Origin of the sequence: Corynebacterium sp. LK10 (assembly GCF_008042455.1) — a bacterium.
GTDB classification, from domain to species: Bacteria; Actinomycetota; Actinomycetes; order Mycobacteriales; family Mycobacteriaceae; genus Corynebacterium; species Corynebacterium jeikeium_D.
The window spans coordinates 89,250-112,436 of record NZ_NOVT01000022.1 but is presented as its reverse complement, the minus strand read 5'-3'; the positions used below and the strand labels follow the sequence as shown (position 1 = coordinate 112,436).

The 23,187-nt window shown below is 58.7% G+C and carries 21 protein-coding genes and 1 pseudogene; 4 read left to right on the top strand and 18 right to left on the bottom strand.

The window, feature by feature from the left end; all coding sequences use genetic code 11:
- Positions 1 to 142: 142 nt before the first annotated feature.
- The 3 genes from CHU70_RS09940 to CHU70_RS09930 are packed head-to-tail and all read right to left on the bottom strand — an operon-like array spanning position 143 to position 1,937.
- The gene (locus CHU70_RS09940) at positions 143 to 862 is read right to left on the bottom strand and encodes a hypothetical protein (RefSeq protein WP_070547097.1); all 720 of its coding nucleotides are present in this window, start codon (positions 860 to 862) and stop codon (positions 143 to 145) included.
- Positions 859 to 1,578 carry an ATP-binding cassette domain-containing protein gene (locus CHU70_RS09935; RefSeq protein ID WP_069358692.1) on the bottom strand — a complete coding sequence of 240 codons (720 nt, stop codon included), beginning with the start codon at positions 1,576 to 1,578 and terminating at the stop codon, positions 859 to 861. Before CHU70_RS09935 ends, CHU70_RS09940 begins: the two co-directional genes overlap by 4 nt.
- On the bottom strand, positions 1,575 to 1,937 hold the full coding sequence (locus CHU70_RS09930) for a GntR family transcriptional regulator (RefSeq protein ID WP_016422738.1): 363 nt from the start codon (positions 1,935 to 1,937) through the stop codon (positions 1,575 to 1,577). Before CHU70_RS09930 ends, CHU70_RS09935 begins: the two co-directional genes overlap by 4 nt.
- Before the next feature lie 134 nt (positions 1,938 to 2,071).
- Here CHU70_RS09930 and zwf point away from each other — a divergent pair, with 134 nt between their 5' ends.
- From zwf to pgl, 3 genes are read left to right on the top strand one after another with little or no spacing between them, the layout of a single operon-like run.
- The gene (gene zwf, locus CHU70_RS09925; RefSeq protein WP_016422737.1) at positions 2,072 to 3,676 is read left to right on the top strand and encodes a glucose-6-phosphate dehydrogenase; all 1,605 of its coding nucleotides are present in this window, start codon (positions 2,072 to 2,074) and stop codon (positions 3,674 to 3,676) included.
- A 50-nt stretch (positions 3,677 to 3,726) separates the two neighbouring features.
- Positions 3,727 to 4,743, top strand: coding sequence for a glucose-6-phosphate dehydrogenase assembly protein OpcA (locus CHU70_RS09920; RefSeq protein WP_070567126.1), 1,017 nt, complete (start codon positions 3,727 to 3,729; stop codon positions 4,741 to 4,743).
- The gene (pgl, locus tag CHU70_RS09915) at positions 4,740 to 5,507 is read left to right on the top strand and encodes a 6-phosphogluconolactonase (RefSeq protein ID WP_070567129.1); all 768 of its coding nucleotides are present in this window, start codon (positions 4,740 to 4,742) and stop codon (positions 5,505 to 5,507) included. Before CHU70_RS09920 ends, pgl begins: the two co-directional genes overlap by 4 nt.
- 91 nt (positions 5,508 to 5,598) lie before the next feature.
- Here pgl and CHU70_RS09910 read toward each other — a convergent pair whose 3' ends face one another.
- A complete protein-coding gene (locus CHU70_RS09910) occupies positions 5,599 to 6,909 on the bottom strand; it encodes an ISL3 family transposase (RefSeq protein WP_070439683.1) in 1,311 nt (436 codons plus the stop codon).
- Positions 6,910 to 7,031: 122 nt separating this feature from the next.
- Between CHU70_RS09910 and CHU70_RS09905 the strand changes: the two are divergent.
- Positions 7,032 to 8,147: pseudogene (locus CHU70_RS09905) on the top strand (AMP-binding protein); the annotation flags it as partial.
- Positions 8,148 to 8,150: 3 nt separating this feature from the next.
- On the opposite strand, the gene CHU70_RS09900 reads toward CHU70_RS09905, so the two are convergent.
- From CHU70_RS09900 to CHU70_RS09835, 14 genes are all read right to left on the bottom strand, one after another.
- On the bottom strand, positions 8,151 to 8,465 hold the full coding sequence (locus tag CHU70_RS09900; protein ID WP_035757985.1) for a multidrug efflux SMR transporter: 315 nt from the start codon (positions 8,463 to 8,465) through the stop codon (positions 8,151 to 8,153).
- The gene (locus CHU70_RS09895; RefSeq protein ID WP_035757987.1) at positions 8,462 to 8,812 is read right to left on the bottom strand and encodes a multidrug efflux SMR transporter; all 351 of its coding nucleotides are present in this window, start codon (positions 8,810 to 8,812) and stop codon (positions 8,462 to 8,464) included. Before CHU70_RS09895 ends, CHU70_RS09900 begins: the two co-directional genes overlap by 4 nt.
- Positions 8,813 to 8,960: 148 nt before the next feature.
- A complete protein-coding gene (secG, locus tag CHU70_RS09890; RefSeq protein WP_005510775.1) occupies positions 8,961 to 9,197 on the bottom strand; it encodes a preprotein translocase subunit SecG in 237 nt (78 codons plus the stop codon).
- Positions 9,198 to 9,298: 101 nt separating this feature from the next.
- Positions 9,299 to 12,127 (bottom strand): phosphoenolpyruvate carboxylase, encoded by a 2,829-nt coding sequence (ppc, locus tag CHU70_RS09885; protein ID WP_147719045.1) that lies wholly within the window; start codon positions 12,125 to 12,127, stop codon positions 9,299 to 9,301.
- Positions 12,128 to 12,329: 202 nt separating this feature from the next.
- On the bottom strand, positions 12,330 to 13,118 hold the full coding sequence (gene tpiA / locus CHU70_RS09880; RefSeq protein WP_049190741.1) for a triose-phosphate isomerase: 789 nt from the start codon (positions 13,116 to 13,118) through the stop codon (positions 12,330 to 12,332).
- Between the two features lie 69 nt (positions 13,119 to 13,187).
- Complete coding sequence (gene pgk, locus CHU70_RS09875; RefSeq protein WP_048731880.1) at positions 13,188 to 14,399, bottom strand: phosphoglycerate kinase; 1,212 nt, start codon at positions 14,397 to 14,399, stop codon at positions 13,188 to 13,190.
- Positions 14,400 to 14,509: 110 nt separating this feature from the next.
- Entirely contained in the window at positions 14,510 to 15,514 is a 1,005-nt protein-coding gene (gap, locus tag CHU70_RS09870; RefSeq protein ID WP_048731894.1) for a type I glyceraldehyde-3-phosphate dehydrogenase, read from the bottom strand.
- 183 nt (positions 15,515 to 15,697) lie between these two features.
- Positions 15,698 to 16,696, bottom strand: coding sequence for a DNA-binding protein WhiA (gene whiA / locus CHU70_RS09865; protein ID WP_049190810.1), 999 nt, complete (start codon positions 16,694 to 16,696; stop codon positions 15,698 to 15,700).
- A 191-nt stretch (positions 16,697 to 16,887) separates the two neighbouring features.
- On the bottom strand, positions 16,888 to 17,835 hold the full coding sequence (gene yvcK, locus CHU70_RS09860; protein WP_048731879.1) for a uridine diphosphate-N-acetylglucosamine-binding protein YvcK: 948 nt from the start codon (positions 17,833 to 17,835) through the stop codon (positions 16,888 to 16,890).
- Between the two features lie 23 nt (positions 17,836 to 17,858).
- Positions 17,859 to 18,749: an RNase adapter RapZ gene (gene rapZ, locus CHU70_RS09855; RefSeq protein WP_005510809.1), complete on the bottom strand. Its 891-nt coding sequence runs from the start codon at positions 18,747 to 18,749 to the stop codon at positions 17,859 to 17,861.
- 112 nt (positions 18,750 to 18,861) lie between these two features.
- Entirely contained in the window at positions 18,862 to 20,910 is a 2,049-nt protein-coding gene (gene uvrC, locus CHU70_RS09850; RefSeq protein ID WP_049193720.1) for an excinuclease ABC subunit UvrC, read from the bottom strand.
- Between the two features lie 29 nt (positions 20,911 to 20,939).
- The gene (locus CHU70_RS09845) at positions 20,940 to 21,434 is read right to left on the bottom strand and encodes a PH domain-containing protein (RefSeq protein WP_016422727.1); all 495 of its coding nucleotides are present in this window, start codon (positions 21,432 to 21,434) and stop codon (positions 20,940 to 20,942) included.
- A 2-nt stretch (positions 21,435 to 21,436) separates the two neighbouring features.
- The gene (gene ribH, locus CHU70_RS09840) at positions 21,437 to 21,919 is read right to left on the bottom strand and encodes a 6,7-dimethyl-8-ribityllumazine synthase (protein ID WP_049193721.1); all 483 of its coding nucleotides are present in this window, start codon (positions 21,917 to 21,919) and stop codon (positions 21,437 to 21,439) included.
- On the bottom strand, positions 21,920 to 23,182 hold the full coding sequence (locus CHU70_RS09835) for a bifunctional 3,4-dihydroxy-2-butanone-4-phosphate synthase/GTP cyclohydrolase II (protein WP_016422725.1): 1,263 nt from the start codon (positions 23,180 to 23,182) through the stop codon (positions 21,920 to 21,922). It lies immediately after the preceding gene.
- Positions 23,183 to 23,187: the final 5 nt, after the last annotated feature.

The window sequence follows — 23,187 nt, the reverse complement described above, 5'->3', positions numbered from 1 at the left end:
GTCATAAACTTGCACAGTTTCACATCTGCAGCCCGTAACTTTTGGGGTTGTCAGTTTCGGTTCGCCTGTTGTGTTACTTAACCCGCATGTTCAACGTTGGACATGAAAAAGCTCCCCTGCGCGGGGAGCTTTTCTATTGGTGCTAGGACGTGGCGAAGGTGGGACGCACAGAGGGCAGTGGGCGTTTGTCTTCCTTTAAAGCCCAGGCCATCACGAACGCAGAGATTACGGCGATGATTGAGGCAAAGATCGGCACAGCCGGCCAGGGGGCACCCGGTACGGAGTCGGTCACGTCCAGCAGATAGCTGAAGAGGAAGAGCGTGGCCAGGGCCAGGCCAATGGTAATTGATCCTGCACGAGTGCCCTTCGCGCCGGCGACGGTGCCGACTGCGGTGCTCGCCACGGTAGTCATGAGGAAGCTCAAGAAGACGCACAGCGCGGTGAGCAGAACTGTGGTGTAGTTCTGCCCGGAATCCTCAATCATGTACAGCTCCCCGTTAGTGTCCGGAAACAGGGCCGGTCCGGAGGTGACAATGAAGCTATCGAATCCGCGGTAGTAACCGGACTTGTTCTGCTCGATGACCATCGCCGTGACGATGAAGGCGGTAGCCACCAACGATGTGCCCAAGATTGCGATGATTGCGGAGCGTACCCAGCGGGCGGTGCTCACGCCGTAGTCACGCAGGGTGACCGAACGCCGGGCTGTGATGAGGAAGAGGATGCCCAGCGCGATAATGCCAAGCAAGGTGTTGCCGGTTCCGCTGCCTACGAGCATGCGCCCGAAGGCCGAGTACAGGATGGCCACGGCGGCAACACCGAGGAAGGTTTTCTTGTTGGTCGCGATGAAAGCTCCGGTGCTCATTTCTTGCTCCGTTCGATGTAGGAGGAGGTGCTTGCGAGGTCGATGAGGGCCGCGGGGTCGAGGTAGCTCACCTCAACGCCGAGGGCGCGGGCATGCGCAGCGGCAGACGAACTGAGCTCTGTAGCCAGGATTGCCTCGCAGCGCTCGCCGAGGGTTTTCTTAGCGAGCACTGGGCCGGCCACCTGCGCCACGAGATCCGTAGGGCCTCGCAGCACCGGATGGCTAGCGCGCAGCTTATCGACGTCATAGGGCCCGTACGCATCCTGCTTGTGGATGACAATCAAGGTGTCGACTAGGCCGGCTAGATCCTGGGAGTGCTGCGAGGTGACCACAATGTTGGCCGATTCGGCCGAGTCGATAAGCATGCCGCGCAATGTGGCGCGGTGCTCGACATCGAGGCCGTTGAAGGGCTCGTCGAAAAGCAATGCTTCCTTGCCCGATGCCAGGGTGGCAGCGGCGATGAGCAGCTGGCGCTGGCCCAGGCTGAGCTTTTTGATAGGGGTGTCAGCGGGGAAATCGAGGAGGGACTCCGCGTGGGGCACATCGAGCTGATCCCAGCCGGTGCGCAGGATCTGGAAATATTCGCGCGGGGTGGCACCGAAGACCTGGGTGTCGGGTGCAGCCTTCGCCAGGGCCGCCGTAGGCATCTGCGCGAGGGTACGCAGGTAGTAAGTCTTGCCGGCGCCGTTGGGGCCAATCACGCCGTAGATGCTCATTTCTCCTCCTCCAGCATGGCGATGATGTCGTGGAGCGTGAGGCCGAGAATGCCGGCCTCCGCTTTTAACGGCTCGATGTAGGTGCGCTGGAACGCTTCACGACGCTCAGCGCGAATGCGCTCACGGGCATCTGGAGTGACAAACATTCCGAGTCCTCTTTTCTTCTCCACAAGCCCCACCATCGACAGTTCCGTCATGGCCTTGGCGGCCGTGGTTGGGTTGACCTGATAAAACTCCGAGAGCTCCTTGGTTGAAGGGGCACGATCCTCAGCCGAGAGCTCCCCGGACAAAATCATTGATTTCAGATCCTCGGCGATCTGGACGTAGATGGGCCGAGGGTCCGCCTCCTTCGCCTGCATATACACCTCCATGGTTTATGGGTATACCACCTAGGTCATAAACCTAAGGCAGAAGAAAGGGACCCGTCAAGGCCCCATCGGAGGAATCGGAAACGATTCCACCGGACTTTTCTCGATATGACATTATGTAAACCGTGAGTGATTCTCTGCAACGCAACGATTCGAACTCCCCTACTGCCAGCTCTCCGCACAACGGAGACGACAGCACCAACCACGACGGATACATCAACCCGCTGCGCGACCCACAGGATAAACGCTTGCCGCGTATTGCGGGCCCGGGCGGCATGGTGATTTTCGGAGTGACGGGCGATCTGGCCCGAAAGAAGCTTCTGCCTGCCATTTACGATCTGGCCAACCGCGGTCTGCTGCCCGCCTCCTTCGCGTTAGTTGGCTACGGTCGTCGCGAATGGTCGAAACAGGACTTTGAGGATTATGTGCGCACCGCAGTGGAACAGGGCGCCCGCACAGACTTCCGTGAGAGTGTCTGGCAGCGCCTGGCTGAGGGCATTCACTTTGTCACCGGTACCTTCACCGATGACGAGGCCTTCGATCGCCTGGCCGCACAACTTGAGGAGCTCGATCGCTCCCGCGGCACCGCTGGCAACTGGGCCTACTACCTGTCCATTCCGCCAGCTAACTTCCCCGATGTCTGTCATCAGCTCGATCGTTCGGGGCTGGCGCAGTCGGGCGAGGATTATTGGCGTCGCGTGATTATTGAGAAGCCATTCGGACACGACCTAGCCTCCGCTCAGGAACTCAACCGGATTGTGAACTCGGTCTTCCCAGAAGACGCCGTGTTCCGCATCGACCACTACTTGGGCAAGGAAACCGTCCAGAACATTTTGGCCATGCGTTTTGCCAACCAGTTGTTCGATCCGATGTGGAATTCTCACTACATTGACCACGTTCAGATCACCATGGCCGAGGACATCGGTTTGGGTGGTCGCGCCGGTTACTATGACGGTATCGGTGCGGCTCGTGACGTAATTCAGAACCACCTACTCCAGCTGCTGGCACTGGTGGCAATGGAAGAGCCCATCGCCTTTACCCCGGAAGAGCTGCAGGCGGAAAAGATTAAGGTTCTGCGTGCCGTCGAGCCAGTGCGTCCGTTTTCGAAATACACCGCACGTGGCCAGTACACCGCGGATTGGCAGGGCAGCAACTTTGTGCCGGGGCTGCGCGATGAGGAAGGATTCGACCCCGAGTCCACGACCGAGACCTACGCCGCTTGTACGCTCCAGATCAATTCTCGTCGTTGGGCCGGTGTCCCCTTCTACCTGCGCACCGGCAAGCGCCTCGGCCGTCGCGTCACTGAAATTGCGCTGGTCTTTAAGTCCGCACCGCACTTGCCTTTTGCGGAGACGATGACTGCCGCTCTCGGCCAGAACGCCATGGTGATTCGAGTCCAGCCAGACGAGGGCGTGCTCATGCGCTTCGGCTCGAAGGTTCCGGGCTCGGCCATGGAGGTACGCGATGTCAACATGGACTTCTCCTACTCCGAGGTGTTTACCGAGCAGTCGCCAGAGGCCTACGAGCGCCTGATTCTGGATGCGCTTCTCGACGAGGCCAGCCTCTTCCCCACTAATGAGGAAGTCGAGCTGTCCTGGAAGATTCTTGACCCCATCATCGAGTACTGGGCCAAGCGCGGTCGTCCCGAGGGCTACCCCGCAGGTTCGTGGGGGCCTTCCTCCGCTGACCACATGCTCGAGCGCGACGGTCGCGCTTGGCGACGGCCATAGGTTGCCGACCTCTCAGTTCTTAAGAATTTTCTGACAGAAAGAACACTTTCATGATTGTCAATTTGCCAGACACTGACACCGCGAGCATTGCTCGTCAGTTGGTGCAGCTTCGAGAGCAGGGCGGCATCGTCACCACGGGCCGTGTCCTCACCCTGATTGTTTTGGCCAAAAGCGAAGACGACCTGGAAAACATTATTTCCACGGTCAACTCCGTTTCCCGCGAGCACCCATCCCGTGTGCTGGTATTGGTCTCCGATGATCCACGCCTGGACAATCGCCTTGACGCGGAGCTCCGCGTCGGTGGTGATGCCGGTGCCGCTGAGATCGTCGTTATGCATATGTCCGGTGAGATTGGTCAGCACCACAGCTCTGTGGTGACTCCCCTGTTGCTACCGGATACGCCGGTCGTGGCGTGGTGGCCGTCTGAGGCGCCGCAGGTCCCAGCGGCGACACCAATCGGCCGGATTGCCCAGCGCCGTATCACCGATTCACTCTGTGACCCGAATAGCAACGCTATCTACACGCGCCGTACGGGCTACACGCCCGGCGATTCCGACCTGAGCTGGTCGCGGCTGACGAACTGGCGCGGTGTGTTGGCATCCGCTTTCGACTTGCCGCCGCACTCGCCGGTGACCTCCGTGTCCATCTACGGCCCACAGGACTCGCCATCGGTCGAGGTCGCCGCCGGATGGTTGGCAGATCGCCTGGGGCTGCCGGTCAACCGTTACTCCACCGGTGAGAAGAAGATTCCGGTGGACGAAAAGGGCCGCGCCAAGCCACCGGTGACCTCCGTCGCCTTTGAGCGTGAAAATGGCCAGACTTTGCGTATCGATATTGAAAGCGCCACCACTGCATCGGTCACCAACGGAGAAAAGCCCCCGTTCAAGGTTGCAGTATCGCGTCCAACACGCTCCGAATGTTTGGCAGAGGAGCTGCGTCACCTCGACCACGATACTGCCTACGGACGTGCCCTGCGTGGCCTCAGTCAGATTCACACGGTGGGAATGCAATCTCCGACGTCCACAACAACTAGCTTCGCTAACGAACCAGGAGTCTCTGACAAGTGACCACCGATAACGCCTCGAATACCGTCCCTGCCCCTCAGTTCCACCGCGCCGCTGACCAGGCGGGCATCGTCGAGGCTGCACGTCAGCGCTTCATCGATGCGGTTGTCGCCGTCCACCATGGCAACGCCTCTCCGGTCACCGATGACGGTTTCGTACGCGTCGTTCTCACCGGTGGCGGCGCGGGTACCGCTTTGCTCAGTGCGCTTGCCGACGATTCCGGAGACATCGACTGGAACCGAGTCCTGGTGTTCTTCGGAGATGAACGCTTTGTCGCTGCCGACTCGGCAGATCGCAATGCGTTGGCTGCTCGTAAGCGTCTCTTGTCCCCTGTCGGCGTGCCGGAGGAAAACATCTTCGAGTTTGCCGCTGCCGACAGCGGCGTGACCACCACGGAGGCCGCCGAAAGCTACGAAGCGATCGTTCGGGAGAAGGCTCCAAATGGCTTTGACCTTCACCTTCTCGGTATGGGCGGAGAGGGACACATCAACTCGATTTTCCCACATACCGCAGCGCTGGCTGAGCAGGAACGCTTGGTCGTGGACGTGCATAACTGCCCGAAGCCACCGCCGACCCGCATCACGCTGACGATGCCGGCCATCGCCAGCTCTCAGCGTGTGTGGCTACTTGTAGCGGGCGGCGAAAAGGCTGAGGCAATTGCAGCTATCGCTCAGCAGGACGACCCAGCGCAGTGGCCGGCGGCCGGGGTTCGCGGTGTTCAGGAAACCGTTGTCTTTGTTGACGATGCTGCGGCTGCGCAGCTCTAGGCTTCCGCTTCACCGCTAACAGCCCAGAACCAGCAAATTCCCGTCGATAAGCGAAATGCTATCGACGGGAATTTTTATTGCTTAAAGGGGCTCATCGTAAAAATGAGTGTATTTTGGTTCGGAATCCGCCGGTGTCCAGCAGTGCTCTGGTGATGTAGTGGGTGAGGTTGCGGAAGCCTAGGGCGGTACCGCGCAGGTGTTCGATTCTGCCGTTGATGGCTTCGGTGGGACCGTTGCTGGTGCCGATATGATCGAAGTAGGCCAAGATGTCATCAGCCCGGCGTTTCATCGTCCGGCCCAACGTCTGCAGCTCTTTGAGCGTGTTGGGGACCCCGTGGCTGATGGAAGCAATGAGTTTGCGGAACCGTTTTTTGGCTTGCTTCTTGTTGGGGTTGCGGTAGGCGGCGACAATCTTTTGGTAGATGTCATAGGTGGTCTTGACCGGGGCATGGTCCGGGTTGGCAAACACGGCATCCCGGCGGGCTTGTTGTTGTTCGGTCAGATACTCTTTGCCGGTTTTTAGCACTTTGCGGATCCCATACAATGGGTCCCCGTTGCGACCACGCCGGCTCAGGGTGGCTTGTTGGATGCGTTGTCGAACCTTATCCACGGCCTGACCGGCCAGGGCCACCACATGGAAGGGATCCATGACCGTGGTGGCCTCAGGCAGGGTTTCAGCTGCTGCGGTTTTATACCCGGTGAACCCATCCATGGCCACGATCTCAATGCCGGCCCGAAACGCGCTGGTTTGCGCTTCTAACCAGGTGATGAAGGTTTGTTTGGACCGGCCCGGGACCATATCCAATAACCGTGCCGGGCCTGTGCGGTCTGCCACGGGGGTCAAATCGATGACCACGGTGACATACCGGTTACCCCAGCGGGTGTGGCGCCACACGTGCTCATCGACCCCCAACACTCTGACCCCATTGAGCCGGTTGGGATCGTCAATGAGCAACCGCCGACCCGTGGTCAGCACCGCGTCGTTGGCGGTATGCCAGGACACGCCCAGATTGGCCGCCACCCGGGCAATGGATAACCGGTCGATGACTACCGATTTCAACGCCCACAACGCGGCAGCATGCGAGAGTTTGGCCTCCGGAGCCACCACGGATGTGGTGTCTTGTTGCCAGACACGGGCACAGGTATCGCACCGGTAGCGGCGTAACCGCACATGCAAGTGGGTGGGCCGCCAACCCACCGGCACATGCGTGACTTTGCGCACCACACTGCCTCGCACTGTGGCTTCAGCACCGCAATGCCGACAGAACTGATCGGCCTCCACGACTCGACATTCCAGCACGGCTTGCTCGGCGGTGACGTGTTGACCGGTCACGGTGACGCCGGAATTGCTCAGCAGGCAAAAGGCATCAAGATCTGGGCGCGAGAAGGTAAGCTGGTGCATGTCGAGGTCTTTCTTCAGATGTGTGGTTTCGTCACTTCCATCTTCGGAAGACCTCGACTCTTTTTACGCCTTCAACACACCCCGATCACCAAACCCATCTACACCCAAAATTCCGAAGAGCCGGATATCTCGTGGGGGTTTCCTACACCCACTGGGCGGTTTTTGATATCAAACCCGAAACCGATATCTACTGGACGGCCGCCGATATCGGCTGGGTCACCGGGCACTCCTATATCGTCTACGGGCCGCTGGCCAATGCGACCACCTCGGTGCTGTATGAGGGCACCCCGGATACTCCGCATCGGGGGCGCTGGTGGGAGATCGTGCAGAAATACGGCGTGACGATTCTGTACTGTGCGCCCACCAGTATCCGTACGTTCATGCGCTGGGGTCGCGATATCCCGGCCGAATATGACCTGTCGTCGCTGCGGTTGTTGGGCAGCGTGGGTGAACCGATCAACCCCGAAGCGTGGATGTGGTACCGCGAGCACATCGGGGGCAATAACGCACCGATCGTGGACACCTGGTGGCAGACCGAAAACGGCCATATTCTGATCAGCCCGCTACCCGGGGTGACCGCCACGAAACCCGGGGCCGCGATGCGCGCCCTGCCCGGCATTACGGCCGATATCTATGACGAAGCCGGCGTTCCGGTAGAACCCGGCAACGGTGGCTATCTGGTGATCACCGAACCGTGGCCCGGCATGCTGCGCACCCTGTGGGGCGATGAGGAACGGTATCAGAAAACCTACTGGTCACAGTACCCTGGCGTATATTTTGCCGGTGACGGCGCGAAATTCGATAAGGACGGCGATATTTGGGTCCTGGGCCGGGTCGATGATGTGCTCAATGTTTCCGGGCACCGGATGTCGACGGCAGAAATTGAATCGGCGTTGGTCGCCCATGCGATGGTTGCTGAGGCCGCTGTGGTCGGGGCCCAAGATGAAACCACCGGGCAGGCGATCGAGGCGTTTGTGATTCTGCGCGAAAGCGCTCAGCAACTCGACGACGCCGTCGGGGTCCTGCGTGATCATGTTCGTGCCGCGATCGGACCGATTGCGACACCGCGATCAATCACCGTGGTCACTGACCTCCCCAAGACCCGCTCGGGTAAGATTATGCGCCGTCTGCTCAAAGATCTCGCCGAAGACCGCGAGATTGGTGATACCACAACCTTGGCCGATGCTTCGGTCATGGAGACTATCCAGCAGCAGGTTCGCGCCGCTCGGGCCCAATAGCGCTTACCCCAGTTCGACGAGCACCACCCCCGCCATGATCAGCACCAGTCCCAAGATCATGCGCGGGGTTAACGGCTCTTTCCAGATGATCCGCGCCAGCACTGCGATGAGCGCGACACCGATAGCTGACCAGATGCCGTAGGCAATGGCCACCGGCATGCCGTAGGAGATAGTAACCGCTAAGAAAAAGAAAGCGAGCCCGTAGAACACCACGAGTGGCAGGATCCAGATTTTCTTCCGAAAGCCATCCGAAGCACGCAGACTCAGGGTAGCGATAATTTCAGAAACGATCGAAAAGGACAGAAACAGCCAGCTCATGATTCCAACACCTCAGCTTTGCCTGGATCGCGCTGGCCGGTTTGGACAATGAAGACGCCGGCCATGATGGTGACAATGCCGATGATCGCCGTTAAGCTGAGCGTTTCATGGAATAACACGGCACCCAGAACCGCGACCAGGGCAACTCCGGCTGCTGCCCAAATTCCATAGGCAATGCCGATTGGAATACCTCTTCCCAGGGCGAGTCCCAAGAGGGTGAAAGCAATGATGTATCCGATGACCACCCCGATGGCATAGAGCGGTTGATCAACGGCTGCACGCAGGCACATGGTGCCAAGCGCCTCGGCAACAACCGCCCCGATCAGTAACAGCCAGCTTTTGAGCATGTGGGATTTCCAACTTCCGTAATGAGTCCGGGCTTACTCTATCAATCGCGTCCGACCACTTCAACACACCCCGATCACCAAACCCATCTACACCCAAAATTCCGAAGAGCCCTTAAAGGCCTGCGGTGGGGCGTGCTGCGTGCGGAACCTACCAGCCGAAAGTATTGAACAGCAGCAACAGGACAATGCAGAGCAACCAGATAATCACGGTCACAATAGTGACGCGGTCAAGGTTCTTCTCCACCACAGTCGAACCGGACAGATTCGACTGCATGCCGCCACCAAAGAGGCTGGACAGTCCGCCACCCTTACCCTTGTGGAGCAGGATGAACAGCGTCATCAGGATTGATGTGATGACCAGGACAATCTGAATGGCGAGGTACACGCGCACTTCCTTTTGAAACGTCGCTTCTTTAAGAACTCCAACTATACTAGCGCAATTGCTCCGCTGGCTAGGTATCCCTAGCCGTATCCCTAGGCGAATTCCTAGCCGGAGTTGCGCAGTGCAGTTGCCAGACCATTCATGGTCAGCTGAATGCCCCGACGCACCTTGTCGCGATTATCGCCGGCACGGTAACGACGCAGCATCTCCAGCTGGATGATGTTCAGCGGCATAAGGTACGGGAAGCGCATGTCCACCGAGCGCCTGAGCAGCGGGTTGTCCTCCAGCAGGTGCTTGTACCCGGTTACCTTCAGGAACATCTCCAAAGTCAGGTCGAACTCAGCATTGATGATGCCGTAGATGCGCTCACCGTCGGCCTTATCTTGGCACAGGCTAGCGTAGGCGCGCGCCAGGTTGAGGTCAGCCTTGGACATGACCTGCGCCATGTTCGACAGCACCGAATTGAAGAACGGCCAAATCTCGTTGAGCTGACGGAGCTCAGCCAGGCGGGAACCGTCTTCGTCCTCGCCGATCCACTCCTGCAGTGCAGAGCCGACACCAAACCAGCCCGGCACCATAGAACGCTGCTGCGACCAGGACAGTACCCACGGAATTGCGCGCAGGTCAGAAATGGTCTGGGTCTGCTTGCGTGAGGTCGGACGCGAACCGATGTTCAGGCTGCCGATCTCATCGACCGGGGTCGACGACGTGAAGAAGTCAATAAAGCCCGGGTCCTCGTGCATGAGCTTCGAGTAGGCCTCGCGAGACAGGTCGGAAATCTCCGACATAATCTCGTGGGCGCGAGCCGGGTTCTTCAGATCATCGACGTCGAGCAGAGTCGACTCAATCGTTGCCGAAACCAGCGCGGCGAGGTTCCTGCGTGCCGCTGCAGGGTGACCGTACTTGGCAGAGATAATCTCGCCCTGCTCGGTGATACGCACCGACCCCTGGACTGCGCCGGAAGGCTGCGCCAGGATTGCCTCGTAGGACGGACCGCCACCACGGCCGACAGTACCTCCGCGGCCGTGGAAGAGACGCAGGCGAATGTCGTTGTCCTTCGCGGCTGCCACGATTGCGACCTCCGCGTCGTAAAGCGCCCAGTTTGCAGCGAAGTACCCGCCGTCCTTGTTGGAGTCGGAGTAGCCGAGCATGACTTCCTGCAGATCTCCGCGTGCGGACACGTATGCGCGGTAGACCGGAATGTCCCACGCAGCACGCAGCACGTCGGCACCAGCCTGCAGGTCTTCGATGGTTTCGAACAGCGGGATGACGTCAACAGAACCGGTCGGCTGGGAGCCATTCGGGCGAATCAGACCGACTTCCTTGAGCAGAATCATCGGCTCCAGCAGGTCGGAGACCGATGTACACATCGAAATGATGCAGTGCGGTACCGCGTCGTGACCGTACTTGCGCACCGCACGAGATGCCGCACGCATAATGCCTAGCTCGCGAGCCGTAGCTTCGGAAAGATCTGCGGAAGTCGAAACCAGCGGACGGGAGGACTGCAGTTCCTTGGTCAGCAGCTCGACCTTGTCAGCTTCCTTCAATCCCGCGTAGTTGTCCACCACACCGGCAGCGGAGAACAGCTCGGTGAGGATTTCCTCATGAGAGTCCGAATTCTGGCGGATATCAATCGAGTACAGGTGGAAACCAAATACCTCCACTGAATCCATCAGGTCGCGCAGGCGGTGATCGGCGATGAGGTCATCGTGGCTGGACCGCAGGGAGTCGTCGATAATCGAGAGCTCTTCAAGTAGCTCCTCGGCGCTGTCATACGGAGTGAATTCCGACCAGTCGCCCTCGATGATGGACTCGTCGAAGAAGTTCACCGCTGTTGCCGCCACGCGACCGCGGATACCGTGAACCGCACGACGGTACGGCTCATCTTCGCGGTTAGGAACGTCATTGTGGCCGCGGCTGGCCAGAGCGACCAAATCCACGGTGACCTTGGTCAGGCGGTCGCTGAGACTGAGCTCGCGCTCCAGCAGGTGCAGCTGCGAGAAGTAGTGACGCAGGATCGTACCCGCCGCCCTATCGGAGGCATAGCGCAGCGTCTCCTCTGTCACGTATGGGTTGCCGTCGTGGTCACCGCCAATCCACGAGCCCATGCGAATCGTTGGGTTAGCCGGCAACTTGTCCCCGCCGAGCTGACGCAAGTGCTTGACGACGTCTCGGTTAATCTGTGGCACAGCTTCCAGCAGAGAAAGCTGGTAGTAGCGAAGACCAACTTCGACCTCGTCGCGAATATCCGGGCGGTTCATGCGAATCAGAGCCGTTTGCCACAGCGTCAGGATCCGGCGACGGATATCGGCATCAATCTCAGCGAGTCGGTCCGCGGTGCGCGCATTCATCGGGGCTGCCTGGATCTCGTGGCGGCGCCGCATTGCGGCCGTGATGTGCTTCTGCACATCGAACACTGTGCGACGACGAGTTTCCGTTGGGTGTGCGGTCAGAACCGGGACGACCTCAATGTGGTCCATCATGTCCGCAATCGCGCCGCCGGAAACCTTGGCGTCGCGAAGCTTCTGCCATGTTGCCTCCAGCGTGGAGTCCTGCGGTGGATCGCCAGCATCGAGAGATGCCTCGATGCCCAGCTCCTCGTGCAAATCCTCAGCGAGGTTGGCCAAAAGTGCGAAGTGCGTGAAAGCACGGATGACAGGGCTTGCCTCGGCTGGGTCAATATCGCGGAAGAGGCCGGTGAGCTTCTCGATGTCGCCATCGCCACGATGGAGTTCGAAGGCTGCACGGCGAGCATTTTCGACCAGGTTAAAGACCTCGTCACCCTCTTGCTCGCGGATTACCTGCCCAAGAATTCGACCCAGGTGGCGAATATCCTCCCAGAGCAAGTCCTGCTGCTTCGCGGTAGCGGTCGATGAGGATTGCTCATTGCTTGCAGTGTGTCGGTCAGTGTCACCATGTACTTGTTCGTTCATTGAGCACGTCCTTTGAAAATTGCCGGGCATTCCAAGTGGAAAGCCTCGGGAAATGTATCGCGCTAAAACATTGCCAGTCGGTGTGCCTGGATTGAGTCCGCCTAAAGGCAATAACCCCGAATCGGTTTTATGAGAATCAATAAAACCAATCCGGGGTCGCGCATGGCGCCTATCTTATCAGTTGTTCTGAATTTATATGCACTTAGGCGTTCTGAGCGGCATCTGCAGCAAGTGCGCAGAGCTTCGCGAATGCTTCACCGTCGAGCGAAGCGCCACCGACGAGGCCGCCGTCGACGTCGGGCTTGCCGACGATCTCAGCGACGTTCTCGGCCTTGACGGAACCACCGTAGAGGATGCGCATCTCCTTTGCGATGTTCTCGTCCGCAATTTCTGCGACGGTCTCGCGGATAGCTGCACAGACTTCCTGCGCGTCTGCAGCCGATGCGACCTTACCGGTGCCGATAGCCCAGACAGGCTCGTAAGCGATGACGGTCTTGGCCAGCTCAGCGTTGGTCAGGTTAGCCAGGGAGCCCTTGACCTGAGAGACAACGTACTCGACGTGCTCTTCGGCCTCTCGGACCTCCAGCGGCTCGCCGACACAGACGATTGGGTTCATGCCCTCGCGCAGTGCTGCCTTGGCCTTCTTTGCGACCAGCTCATCGTCCTCTGCGTGCATATCGCGACGCTCGGAGTGACCGACGACGACCCAGGTGCAGCCGAGCTTTGCCAGCATCGATGCGGAAATCTCGCCGGTGTAAGCGCCGGACTCGTGGACTGAGACATCCTGCGCGCCGTAAGTGACGCCGAGCTTATCGCCCTCAACCAGAGTCTGGACCGAACGCAGGTCGGTAAACGGCGGGATGACAGCGACGTCAACCTTGTCGTAGTACTCCTTTGGCAGAGCGAACGCGAGTTTCTGCACCACACCGATAGCTTCGAGATGGTTCAGGTTCATCTTCCAGTTACCAGCAATAAATGGTGTACGTGCCATAGTGGTGGAATTCACTTCCCTATCAATTAGCGGATTTTTAAGCGATGAAAATCCGGTGGTGGAAAAATCTTAGTCTTCCAGGACGGAGACGCCCGGCAGAGTCTTACCCTCGAGGAACTCCAGCGAAGCGCCACCACCAGTGGAGATGTGGCTGAAGCCGTCCTCGTTCAACCCCAGAGTACGTACTGCTGCTGCGGAGTCGCCGCCACCGACGACGGAGAAGCAACCGTTGTTAGTGGTGGCATCGATGATGGCCTGTGCAACCTCGCGGGTACCAGCTGCGAAAGCCTCCATCTCGAACACGCCCATCGGACCGTTCCAGAACACAGTCTTGGACTCAGCCAGCACCTTGCCGAATGCCTCAGCGGAAGCCGATCCGATGTCCAGGCCCATCCAGCCTTCCGGAATCTCGGTGGCATCGACGACCTTGTTTTCAGCGTCAGCAGCGAACTTGTCGGCCACGACTACGTCGGTTGGCAGAACAATCTTTTCGCCGTAGCGGTCCAGCAGATCCTTACAGGTGTCAATCATCTCTTCCTGCAGCAGGGACGCACCAACGTCGTAGCCCTTGGCAGCCAGGAAGGTGAAGCACATGCCGCCGCCGATGACCAGGGAGTCAACCTTCGGCGCGAGAGCCTCAATAACGCCCAGCTTGTCGGAAACCTTGGAACCGCCGAGCACGACGGTGTACGGCTTCTCCGGGGTCTCTGCGACCTTGCGCAGAACTTCAAGCTCAGCCTGAACCAGGTTGCCGGCGTAGTGCGGCAGCTTCTTAGCGACGTCGAAGACGGAAGCCTGGGCGCGGTGAACAACACCGAAACCGTCGGAAACAAATGCTCCGTCCGGAACAAGTGCGGCCAGCTCGGCTGCGAATTCGGCGCGTTCTGCCTCGTCCTTGGAGGTCTCGCGCGGATCGAAGCGGACGTTCTCCAACAGGAGTACATCGCCCTCGGTCAGACCATTTGCGCGCTCGTGCGCGTCCTCACCGGAGACATCACCGGCGAGCGCGACGTACTGCTCCAGGCGCTCAGATAGCGCCTCAGCGACCGGGGCCAGGGAGAACTCGGACTTAACCTCGCCCTTCGGGCGACCCAGGTGAGCCATAACAACGACCTTGGCGCCGGCCTCGACAAGCGCGGACAGGGTGGGCAGCGAAGCATCGATTCGACCCGGATCGGTGATAACGCCGTCCTTCAACGGAACGTTAAAGTCGGAGCGGACGAGGACGTAACGGCCTTCAATACCTTCGTTGATCAGGTCTTTGACAGTCTTAACAGTCATCTCAATGAAATCCTTGTGAAAGTGTGTAAAAAACGGGCCGTGGGTGGCGTGCCCTACTCAGGCGCAACCACCCCGGCCCGTTCGGGGTCTGGGATTAACCAGGTGAGTTATTAGAGGCGCTCACCGACGTAGACAGCCAGGTCGACGAGGCGGTTGGAGTAGCCCCACTCGTTGTCGTACCAGGAGACAACCTTGACCTGATCGCCGATGACCTTGGTCAGCGGTGCGTCGAAGATCGAGGAACGCGGGTCGCCCTCGATGTCCTTGGAAACGATTGGGTCCTCGTTGTAGCCCAGAACACCCTTGAGCTCGCCCTCAGCAGCTTCCTTGATGGCAGCATTGACGGACTCGACGGTGACCTCGCTCTTCGCAGTGAAGGTCAGGTCGGTGACAGAGCCGGTCGGGGTCGGAACACGCAGTGCGTAGCCGTCCAGCAGACCCTTGAGCTGCGGCAGAACCAGAGCGACTGCCTTTGCAGCACCGGTGGAGGTCGGAACAATGTTCAGTGCAGCAGCGCGGGCGCGACGCAGGTCCTTGTGCGGAGCGTCGTGCAGACGCTGGTCACCGGTGTATGCGTGGATGGTGGTCATGAGACCGCGCTCGATGCCGAACTTGTCGTCCAGGACCTTAGCCATCGGAGCCAGGCAGTTGGTGGTGCAAGAAGCGTTCGAAATGATGTTGTGCTTCTCCGGGTCGTAGTCAGTGTGGTTAACACCGACAACGAAGGTTGCGTCTTCGTTCTTAGCCGGAGCGGAGATGATGACCTTCTTGGCGCCAGCCTCGATGTGAGCCTTGGCAGCGTTGGCATCGGTGAAGAAACCGGTGGACTCAATGACGATGTCGACCTCGTGCTTGCCCCACGGCAGGTCCTTCGGGTCGCGCTCAGCGTATGCCGCGATGCGCTTGCCGTTGACGGTGAGGGACTCATCGTCGTAGGTGACCTCTGCGTCAAGCTTGCCCATGATGGAGTCGTACTTGAGCAGGTGAGCCAGGGTCTTGTTATCAGTGAGGTCGTTTACAGCAACGACTTCCAGGTCAGCGCCCGCAGCGAGCAGGGAGCGGAAGAAGTTGCGGCCAATGCGACCAAAACCGTTAATACCTACACGAACCGTCACAATAATCTCCTTAATGGATTGGCGAATCGATGCCACTTGTCAGGGCGCTGATTGCGCTCCAACAGGTTCACTACAGAAGTGTACGTTGGGTTTTTCATTCGCGCAGCGGTGGTTTGGTGCGAAAATCCCAAATAAACGGAGATTTATCAAAAATTACGCACCTGACTAGGCATAACAGGTGCTTTACTCGTCAACTTCTTTGTCAAAAAGTTCGTCTGTAACGACTGCAGTTGTGGGGGGAATTCCGAGTTCGTTTGCTCTTTTGTCCGCCATGGAGAGCAAACGGCGGATGCGTCCTGCGACGGCGTCCTTGGTCATTGGCGGATTGGCCAGCTGCCCAAGTTCTTCCAATGAAGCCTGCTTGTGCTCGATGCGCAGCTGTCCTGCAGACACCAAATGGTCTGGTACATCGTCACCGAGAATCTCTAAAGCACGCTCTACTCGCGCTGCTGCAATAACGGCCGCACGAGCCGAGCGCCGCAGGTTGGCATCGTCGAAGTTTGCCAAACGAGTGGCCGTCGCTCGCACTTCACGACGCATACGCTGTTCTTCCCACTGCAGGCGAGTAGTCTGGGCTCCCATTCGCGTCAGCAGCGCACCGATTGCATCGCCCTCCCGGATGATTACGCGATCGCCACCGCGGGACTTATTCTCCTTGCTCTTAGCCGTAATTCCGAGCCTACGAGCACATCCCACCAATGCGAGTGCCGCTTCAGCAGAGGGAGCAGTGACTTCCAAAGCTGAGGACCGCCCCGGCTCAGTCAGTGAACCATGTGCCAAAAAAGCACCCCGCCATGCAGCTTCCTGATCAATTTTCTGCCCCATGATCAGCTTGCGTGGTAGCCCACGTACGGGACGTCCTGCAGAGTCAATCAGGCCAGTTTGCCTAACGACGAGTTCCGCGCCATCGGTTACCCGCACGATGTACTTCGAGGTCTTTCGCAAGCCACCGGGAGACAAGACATTGAGGCTGGCTTTGACATCGTAGAGTTCGGCCAGCATGGAGCGCAGGCGGCGTGCGACAGCGCCGGAATCCAACTCCGCCTCCAGCACAATCGAACCTGCCACCAGGTGGAGTCCTCCTGCGAAGCGGAACAGGGTCGCAATCTCCGCTGCCTGAGCGCTTTCCTGCGAAACTGACACGCGGGCTAGTTCGTCTTTGACCTTCGCCGTCAATGCCACGATGCTGTCCATCCTCATTTCATGTGTACGAGCTGGGTTTGGGCCTGGTTAATTTAGGTGAAATTAACCCCATTTGAGCTTTAGCAATAAACCTCAAGGATAGTATCCGGTACCAATCGAGTGGCAATTAGTTGATTGCCTGCTGCATCCCCGCAGGAGAATGCATAAAAACCCTCGATTGACAGGACGCTTTAGAGGAACTGACGAAGTGCGACAGCTAGCTTCTCCGGCGAATGTCGACCTGTCAAAGCTCCGTGGTCATCAACTTCTTGCACATCGGCGAAGACAACCTGCGCGTCTAGGCTATCCGCCGCTCGCTGCAGGTATTCTCGTTCGGTATCCGCGAGCGGCGTGTTGTCGTCGACAAGCACGTAATTGAGCTTCAAGTTAGGTGCATGCTGCGTGAGCATATGGATGTGCCGTTCGGAAGAAAAACCGGCGGTCTCCCCCGGCTCGGCGACAAGATTCAGCACCACGACGGTTGTGGCATTGGTTTCTTGCAGAGCATCCCGCAGCCCGGGCACCTGAAGATGTGGCAGAACCGAAGTAAACCACGAACCCGGACCCAGCGTCACCAAATCGGCATTGAGGATAGCTTCAATGGCCTCCTCGGATGCCGGCGGAGTCTCAGGAATCAGCCGGATTCGGCGCACCTGGCCAGGTGTCGTGGCCACTGCGACCTGGCCACGGACCTGGCGCACAACGCGAGCATCCTGCTCCAAGCCAACGACTTCGGCCTCAATCTCTAGCGGGATCGGCGACATGGGCACGACGCGACCCCGGATTTGCAGCAACCGGCCAATTTCGTCAAGCGCGTCGACTTCATTTCCCATCACACTGGTGAGGCCAGCGATAATCAGATTGCCAATCGCATGCCCTGCCAGTGCGCCAGTTCCGCCAAAGCGGTGCTGCAGTGTCTTTTCCCACAGATCGCCTTTTTCCGTATCTGCGGAAAGCGCGGCGAGTGCCATGCGAAGGTCTCCAGGGGGAATCTGCCCCAGCTCACGACGAAGGCGACCCGAGGATCCGCCGTCGTCGGCAACTGTGACCACCGCTGTGACATGGTCCGCAACCTGACGGTCAGCTCTCAGCGTGGCAAATAGACCATGACCGCCACCCAGACTGGTAATTGATGTCAATTTCTACACCTCCACGAAAACCGCTAGTTGCGGTCAATATCGCGGTGGACGACGTTGACGTTGATCCCGGAAACTCCCTCGAGCTTCTTAGCCAGCGCCTCCGACATGGCCACACTTCGGTGATGGCCTCCGGTGCATCCCACAGCGATAGTCATAAAACCCTTGCCCTCACGGCGGTACCCGGGCAAAACCAATTCAATCAAGTTTGTGACGTTGTCCAAAAACCCCTGAGACTCAGGTTGGGACAGCACGTAGTCGGCCACGGCTTTGTTGGTACCGCGGCCCGCACGCAGCTCAGGTACCCAATAGGGATTGGGGAGAAAACGGACGTCGAAAAGCATGTCGGCATCGCGCGGCGCACCGTGCTTAAACCCAAATGATTCGATGGTGATCTGCTGAATCTTGCTAGCGGTATCCGACAACTGATGCTCTAACTCACGGCGCAAATCGTGCACGCTCATGTCAGAGGTATCCACTACTAAATCCGACATGCCCTTTATTGGCAGCAACATCTGACGTTCAGCGGCAATACCCTGTGAAAGCGTGCCATTTTCCTGCAGCGGATGGGTGCGGCGGACAGAGTCGTAGCGGGCGATGAGGGTGTCGTCGTTGGCATCAAAGAAGATGACATAGGGCTGGCGCCCCTCATTGCGGAGTCCGTCGAGCACCTCCCCCAAACTGCCGGCGAACGCGCGCGAGCGCACGTCGGTGACGATAGCGAGGCGCTCTACTGGAGAGTCCGCTTCAAACGACAACTCGACCATGCGCATAATCAACTCCGGGGGCAGGTTGTCTGCGACATACCAGCCCATCTCCTCCAAGACGCTGGCGGCCGTATTGCGTCCGGAACCGGACATGCCGGTAATCAACACAAGTGACTTTTCAGCCTGAGGGGAATAACCCGAAGTAATCATGCCATCACTCTAATACAATTCCGCCCAACCGCTCTCGGTTTTACTAGCGGAAGTAAACCCCCTAGCACTGTTTCAAGTGCGGTTTTAGCCACTTGTTTACCTACTTCTACGCCTACTCTCCCGGACCGACATCCGAGTTTGGCTCTGACGACTTCTCGTCTGGATGGAGGTAATCGTAAACAGTTTTCGCGAGCATCGGCCCGAAACCAGCCACTTCTTCGATCTGCTCGACGCTGGCCTTCTTCAGCGCCGCAACGGAACCAAAGTGCTTGACCAACTCACTGCGGCGTGCTGGCCCCAGCCCCTTAATGCCATCAAGCACCGACGAGCGCATGCGTTTAGATCGCTGCTGACGGTGATAATTAATGGCAAAGCGGTGCGCCTCATCACGAATTCGCTGGATTAGGTACATCGCTTCCGAATTACGCGGCAGAATTAGCGGCTCATCATCGTCGGGAATCCACAGCTCTTCTAAGCGCTTGGCAATTCCCACCAACGTCACATCGGTGACCTCGAGTTCATCGAGGACCGCCTGTGCGGCTGCGACCTGCGGTGCACCACCGTCGACGATGAACAACTGTGGCGGGTAGGCAAACTTGCGGTTACTCCGCGACTGCTCATCGACGGCATCAGTCGTCTCTTCGACGAACATCTCGCTTGCATCATCGGGCATGGCGAGCTTGTCCTCGTTATGGCGCAGAAAACGACGGCGCACCACCTCAGCGATAGAACCGACGTCGTCCGAGCGACCGTCACCCGCTGCATCTTTGATTCGGTAGCGGCGGTAGTCGGACTTCTTGGGCAATCCATCCTCGAAGACCACCAACGAGGCCACCACATCGGTGCCCTGAATATGCGAGATGTCAGTGCACTCGATGCGCAGCGGCGCTTCATCCATAAATAGCGCGTCCTGGAGTTCGGAGAGAGCCTGCGATCGAGTAGTTAGATCTCCACTTCGCTTTAGCTTGTGCTGGCGTAGCGCTTCAGCTGCATTTTTCTGCACGGTCTCCATGAGCGTCCGCTTGTCACCGCGTTGTGGGACGCGAATATCTACATTGGTGCCACGAATATCGGCCAAAAATGCAGTAACCTCGTCAAGATCGTCGGGCGTGGCCTGAACGAGAATTTCGCGGGGCACAACCTGGGCGGCAGTGGTTGATTCATCGCCGTCGACATCCGCGTGCTTGGCGGCGTCGCCATAGAACTGTGTCAGGAACTGCGTTAGCAGCCCACCCAAGCTGGGGTCAGTTTCTCCCTCTCGAAACTCCGTAGTCGCGTACTCGCCGGACTTCTCCACTACCCAGCCGCGCTGACCGTAAATACGTCCCGCCCGAACATGGAAAATCTGCACGGCCGCTTCCAGTTCGTCGGTTGCTAGCGCAATAAAGTCGGCATCGGCGGCGTCGGAAAGCACGACTGACTGCCGCTCCATGACCTTGTCGATGGCAGCGAGGTTGTCGCGCAGACTAGCGGCGCGCTCGAAGTCTAACTCGCCGGCAGCTTCCTCCATTTCCTTTTTTAAGCGCCTCGTGACCGGGCCCGTATTTCCCGACATGAAGCTGGTAAAACCACGGACAATTTCGCGGTGTTCCTCGGCACTGACACGGCCGACACAAGGCGCCGAGCATTTGTCGATATAGCCGAGCAAACAGGGCCGCCCCAGGGCTTGCTGCCGGTTGAAGACTCCCTTTGAACAGGTGCGGGCTGGGAAAACTCGTGTAAGCAAGTCGAGCGTTTCTCGGATAGCCCACGCGTGTGAATAAGGCCCGAAATAACGCACGCCCTTCCGGCGCGGTCCTCGGTAGAGAAAGAGCCGCGGGTACAGCTCTCCAACGCTGACGGCCAACATCGGATACGACTTGTCGTCGCGGTACATCACGTTGAACCGCGGATTAAAGCGCTTGATCCAGGTGTACTCCAACTGCAGCGCTTCGACTTCATTGTGGACGACAGTCCACGTCACCTTCGAAGCGGACTGCACCATCTGGCGGGTGCGGGGATGAAGCCGAGTTAAGTCCTGGAAATAGTTAGACAAACGCGCACGGAGATTCTTCGCCTTGCCGACGTAGAGAACGCGCCCGGTTGAATCGAGAAAACGGTACACCCCCGGCTCCGTGGGAATGGTGCCGGGGGCGGGACGGTACTGAGAAGGGTCAGTCACTTACGGTGTCCTTAAAACGTGTCCTTGGGTTAGTCCTCCGGCATGAACTCGTCTTCAAGTTCACGGAACCGGCGGATGTCTTCCACGACGCGGCTGCCGTCGGCCGACTGGATCGCGAGCATCGGCACAAACTCAAAGTCAGGCAGCTCCAAGCGAGCCCAGCGGGACTTCTTTGGAAAACTCAGGCCGTAAATATCGACCCACGGGTAAAACTTCGCATTGAGTAGATTGCGGACTTCCACACCCCTGGCATTTACGCGAACGCGAGCCCGAGTCAGCAGCAGGATTACCCCGGCGATGATCAAACCAATCATTGGGAAAGCCAGCTGGTCGATAGCGGTCACCGAAGCTCCGGTGTTACCAAAGTCCACCACGATACCCATGAAGATATGGATAGCGAAAACCACAACTGCAGCGATAATCGCCCACAGACGCAGCTTTTGCGAGGTGATTTCCAACAGCCATTTGTCTTCGCTACCGGTGTCGACGGCAGTCGAATTGCTGTGGCGTTCGGAGTTACCCATTCTTACTCAGCTCCACCTTCACGAAGGGACTTCAACACTGCGACGGTGTGCAGCGCTGCGGCCATGGCCTCGCGACCTTTATTCTCCGCGGCGCCCTTACCGCCGGCACGATCAATTGCCTGCTGTTCAGTGTTGCAGGTCAGCACACCATTGCCAACTGGCGTTTCACAGTCCAGTGCGATCCGCGTCAGGCCCTCAGTCACCGAGTCGCAGACATAGTCGAAGTGCGGCGTACCACCGCGGATAACGCACCCCAGCGCCACCACGGCGTCGTGAGTTCGGGCGAGCTGTTGCACCACAACCGGAATCTCCAGAGCACCGACGACAGTCACATCCGTAACTACAGCGCCGACCTCCTCGGCCTGGGCCAGCGCTTCACGACGAAGCTGTCCAGTAATCTCCTCGTTCCAGTGAGAGGTGACCAGACCGACGGTCACACCAGTGGAATCGGGAACGGAAATTTCAGGAAGACCTGCGCCACTCATCTACTGTGCTCCTTCTGTCGAAATGCCGTGGGTCTCCATGTACTCATCCAACCAAGGGAGCTCATGGCCCATGCGTTCGCGCTTTGTCAACAAGTATTTCAAGTTATCCTCGTTGACCTCAACTGGCACCGGTACCCGGCGGCTCATCTCCAGTCCATAACCACCTAGGCCGGCACGCTTGGTCGGATTGTTCGTCAGCAGCGCCATAGTGGTGACTCCAAGATCCTGCAGGATCTGTGCACCAGTGCCGTACTCACGGGCATCCGACGGCAAACCGAGCGCGAGATTGGCATCAACGGTGTCAGCGCCTTCATCTTGCAGATGGTAGGCCTGCAGCTTCGGCATCAAACCAATGCCTCGGCCTTCGTGACCGCGCATGTAGAGGATGACGCCACGCCCCGCTTCGTGAACCATGCGCATGGAGTTGTGCAGCTGCTGACCGCAGTCGCAGCGGCGAGATCCCAGTGCGTCGCCGGTGAGGCATTCGGAGTGCACACGCACGAGGACGTCCTGACCATCGTTGGAAGACACATCCCCCACAACGAGAGCGACATGCTCGACACCGTCGATAAGGCTCCGGTACCCAATGGCACGGAACTCGCCGTAGTCGGTCGGCAGCTTGGTTTCGACAACGCGTTCAATCAAGTGCTCGTTGTGGCGACGGTATTCGATCAGCTGCTCAATGGAGATCAGCGCTAAATCGTGCTTGTCGCAGAAGCGACGCAGTTCCTCCGCGCGCGCCATACCGGTCGGGTCTTCCTCGGAGACAACCTCACACAGCACGCCGGCAGGACGAAGCCCTGCCAGGCGGGCGAGATCGACCGCAGCCTCGGTGTGGCCGGCACGGACTAGGACGCCACCATCGCGAGCTCGCAACGGGACCACGTGTCCTGGTCGGGTGAAATCGTGCGGGCTCGACGTGGGGTCAGCGAGAGTACGAATGGTGTTCGCACGATCTGTGGCGGAAATACCGGTCGTACCGGTGTTGGCATCCACGGTCACTGTGTATGCGGTACCGCGGGCATCCTCATTCTCTGACACCATCGGTGGCAGATTCAGACGCTCGCAGTCCTCGGCGGTCAGCGGCGCGCAGATGTAACCAGAGGAATAGCGAACCATAAAGGCAACAAGTTCAGGCGTTGCCTTCTCGGCGGCGAAGATGATGTCGCCCTCGTTCTCACGATCTTCATCGTCGACGACGACCACGGCCTTACCGGCTGCGATGTCCGCAATGGCCCGCTCTACAGAATCGAACTTAATCACAGTCT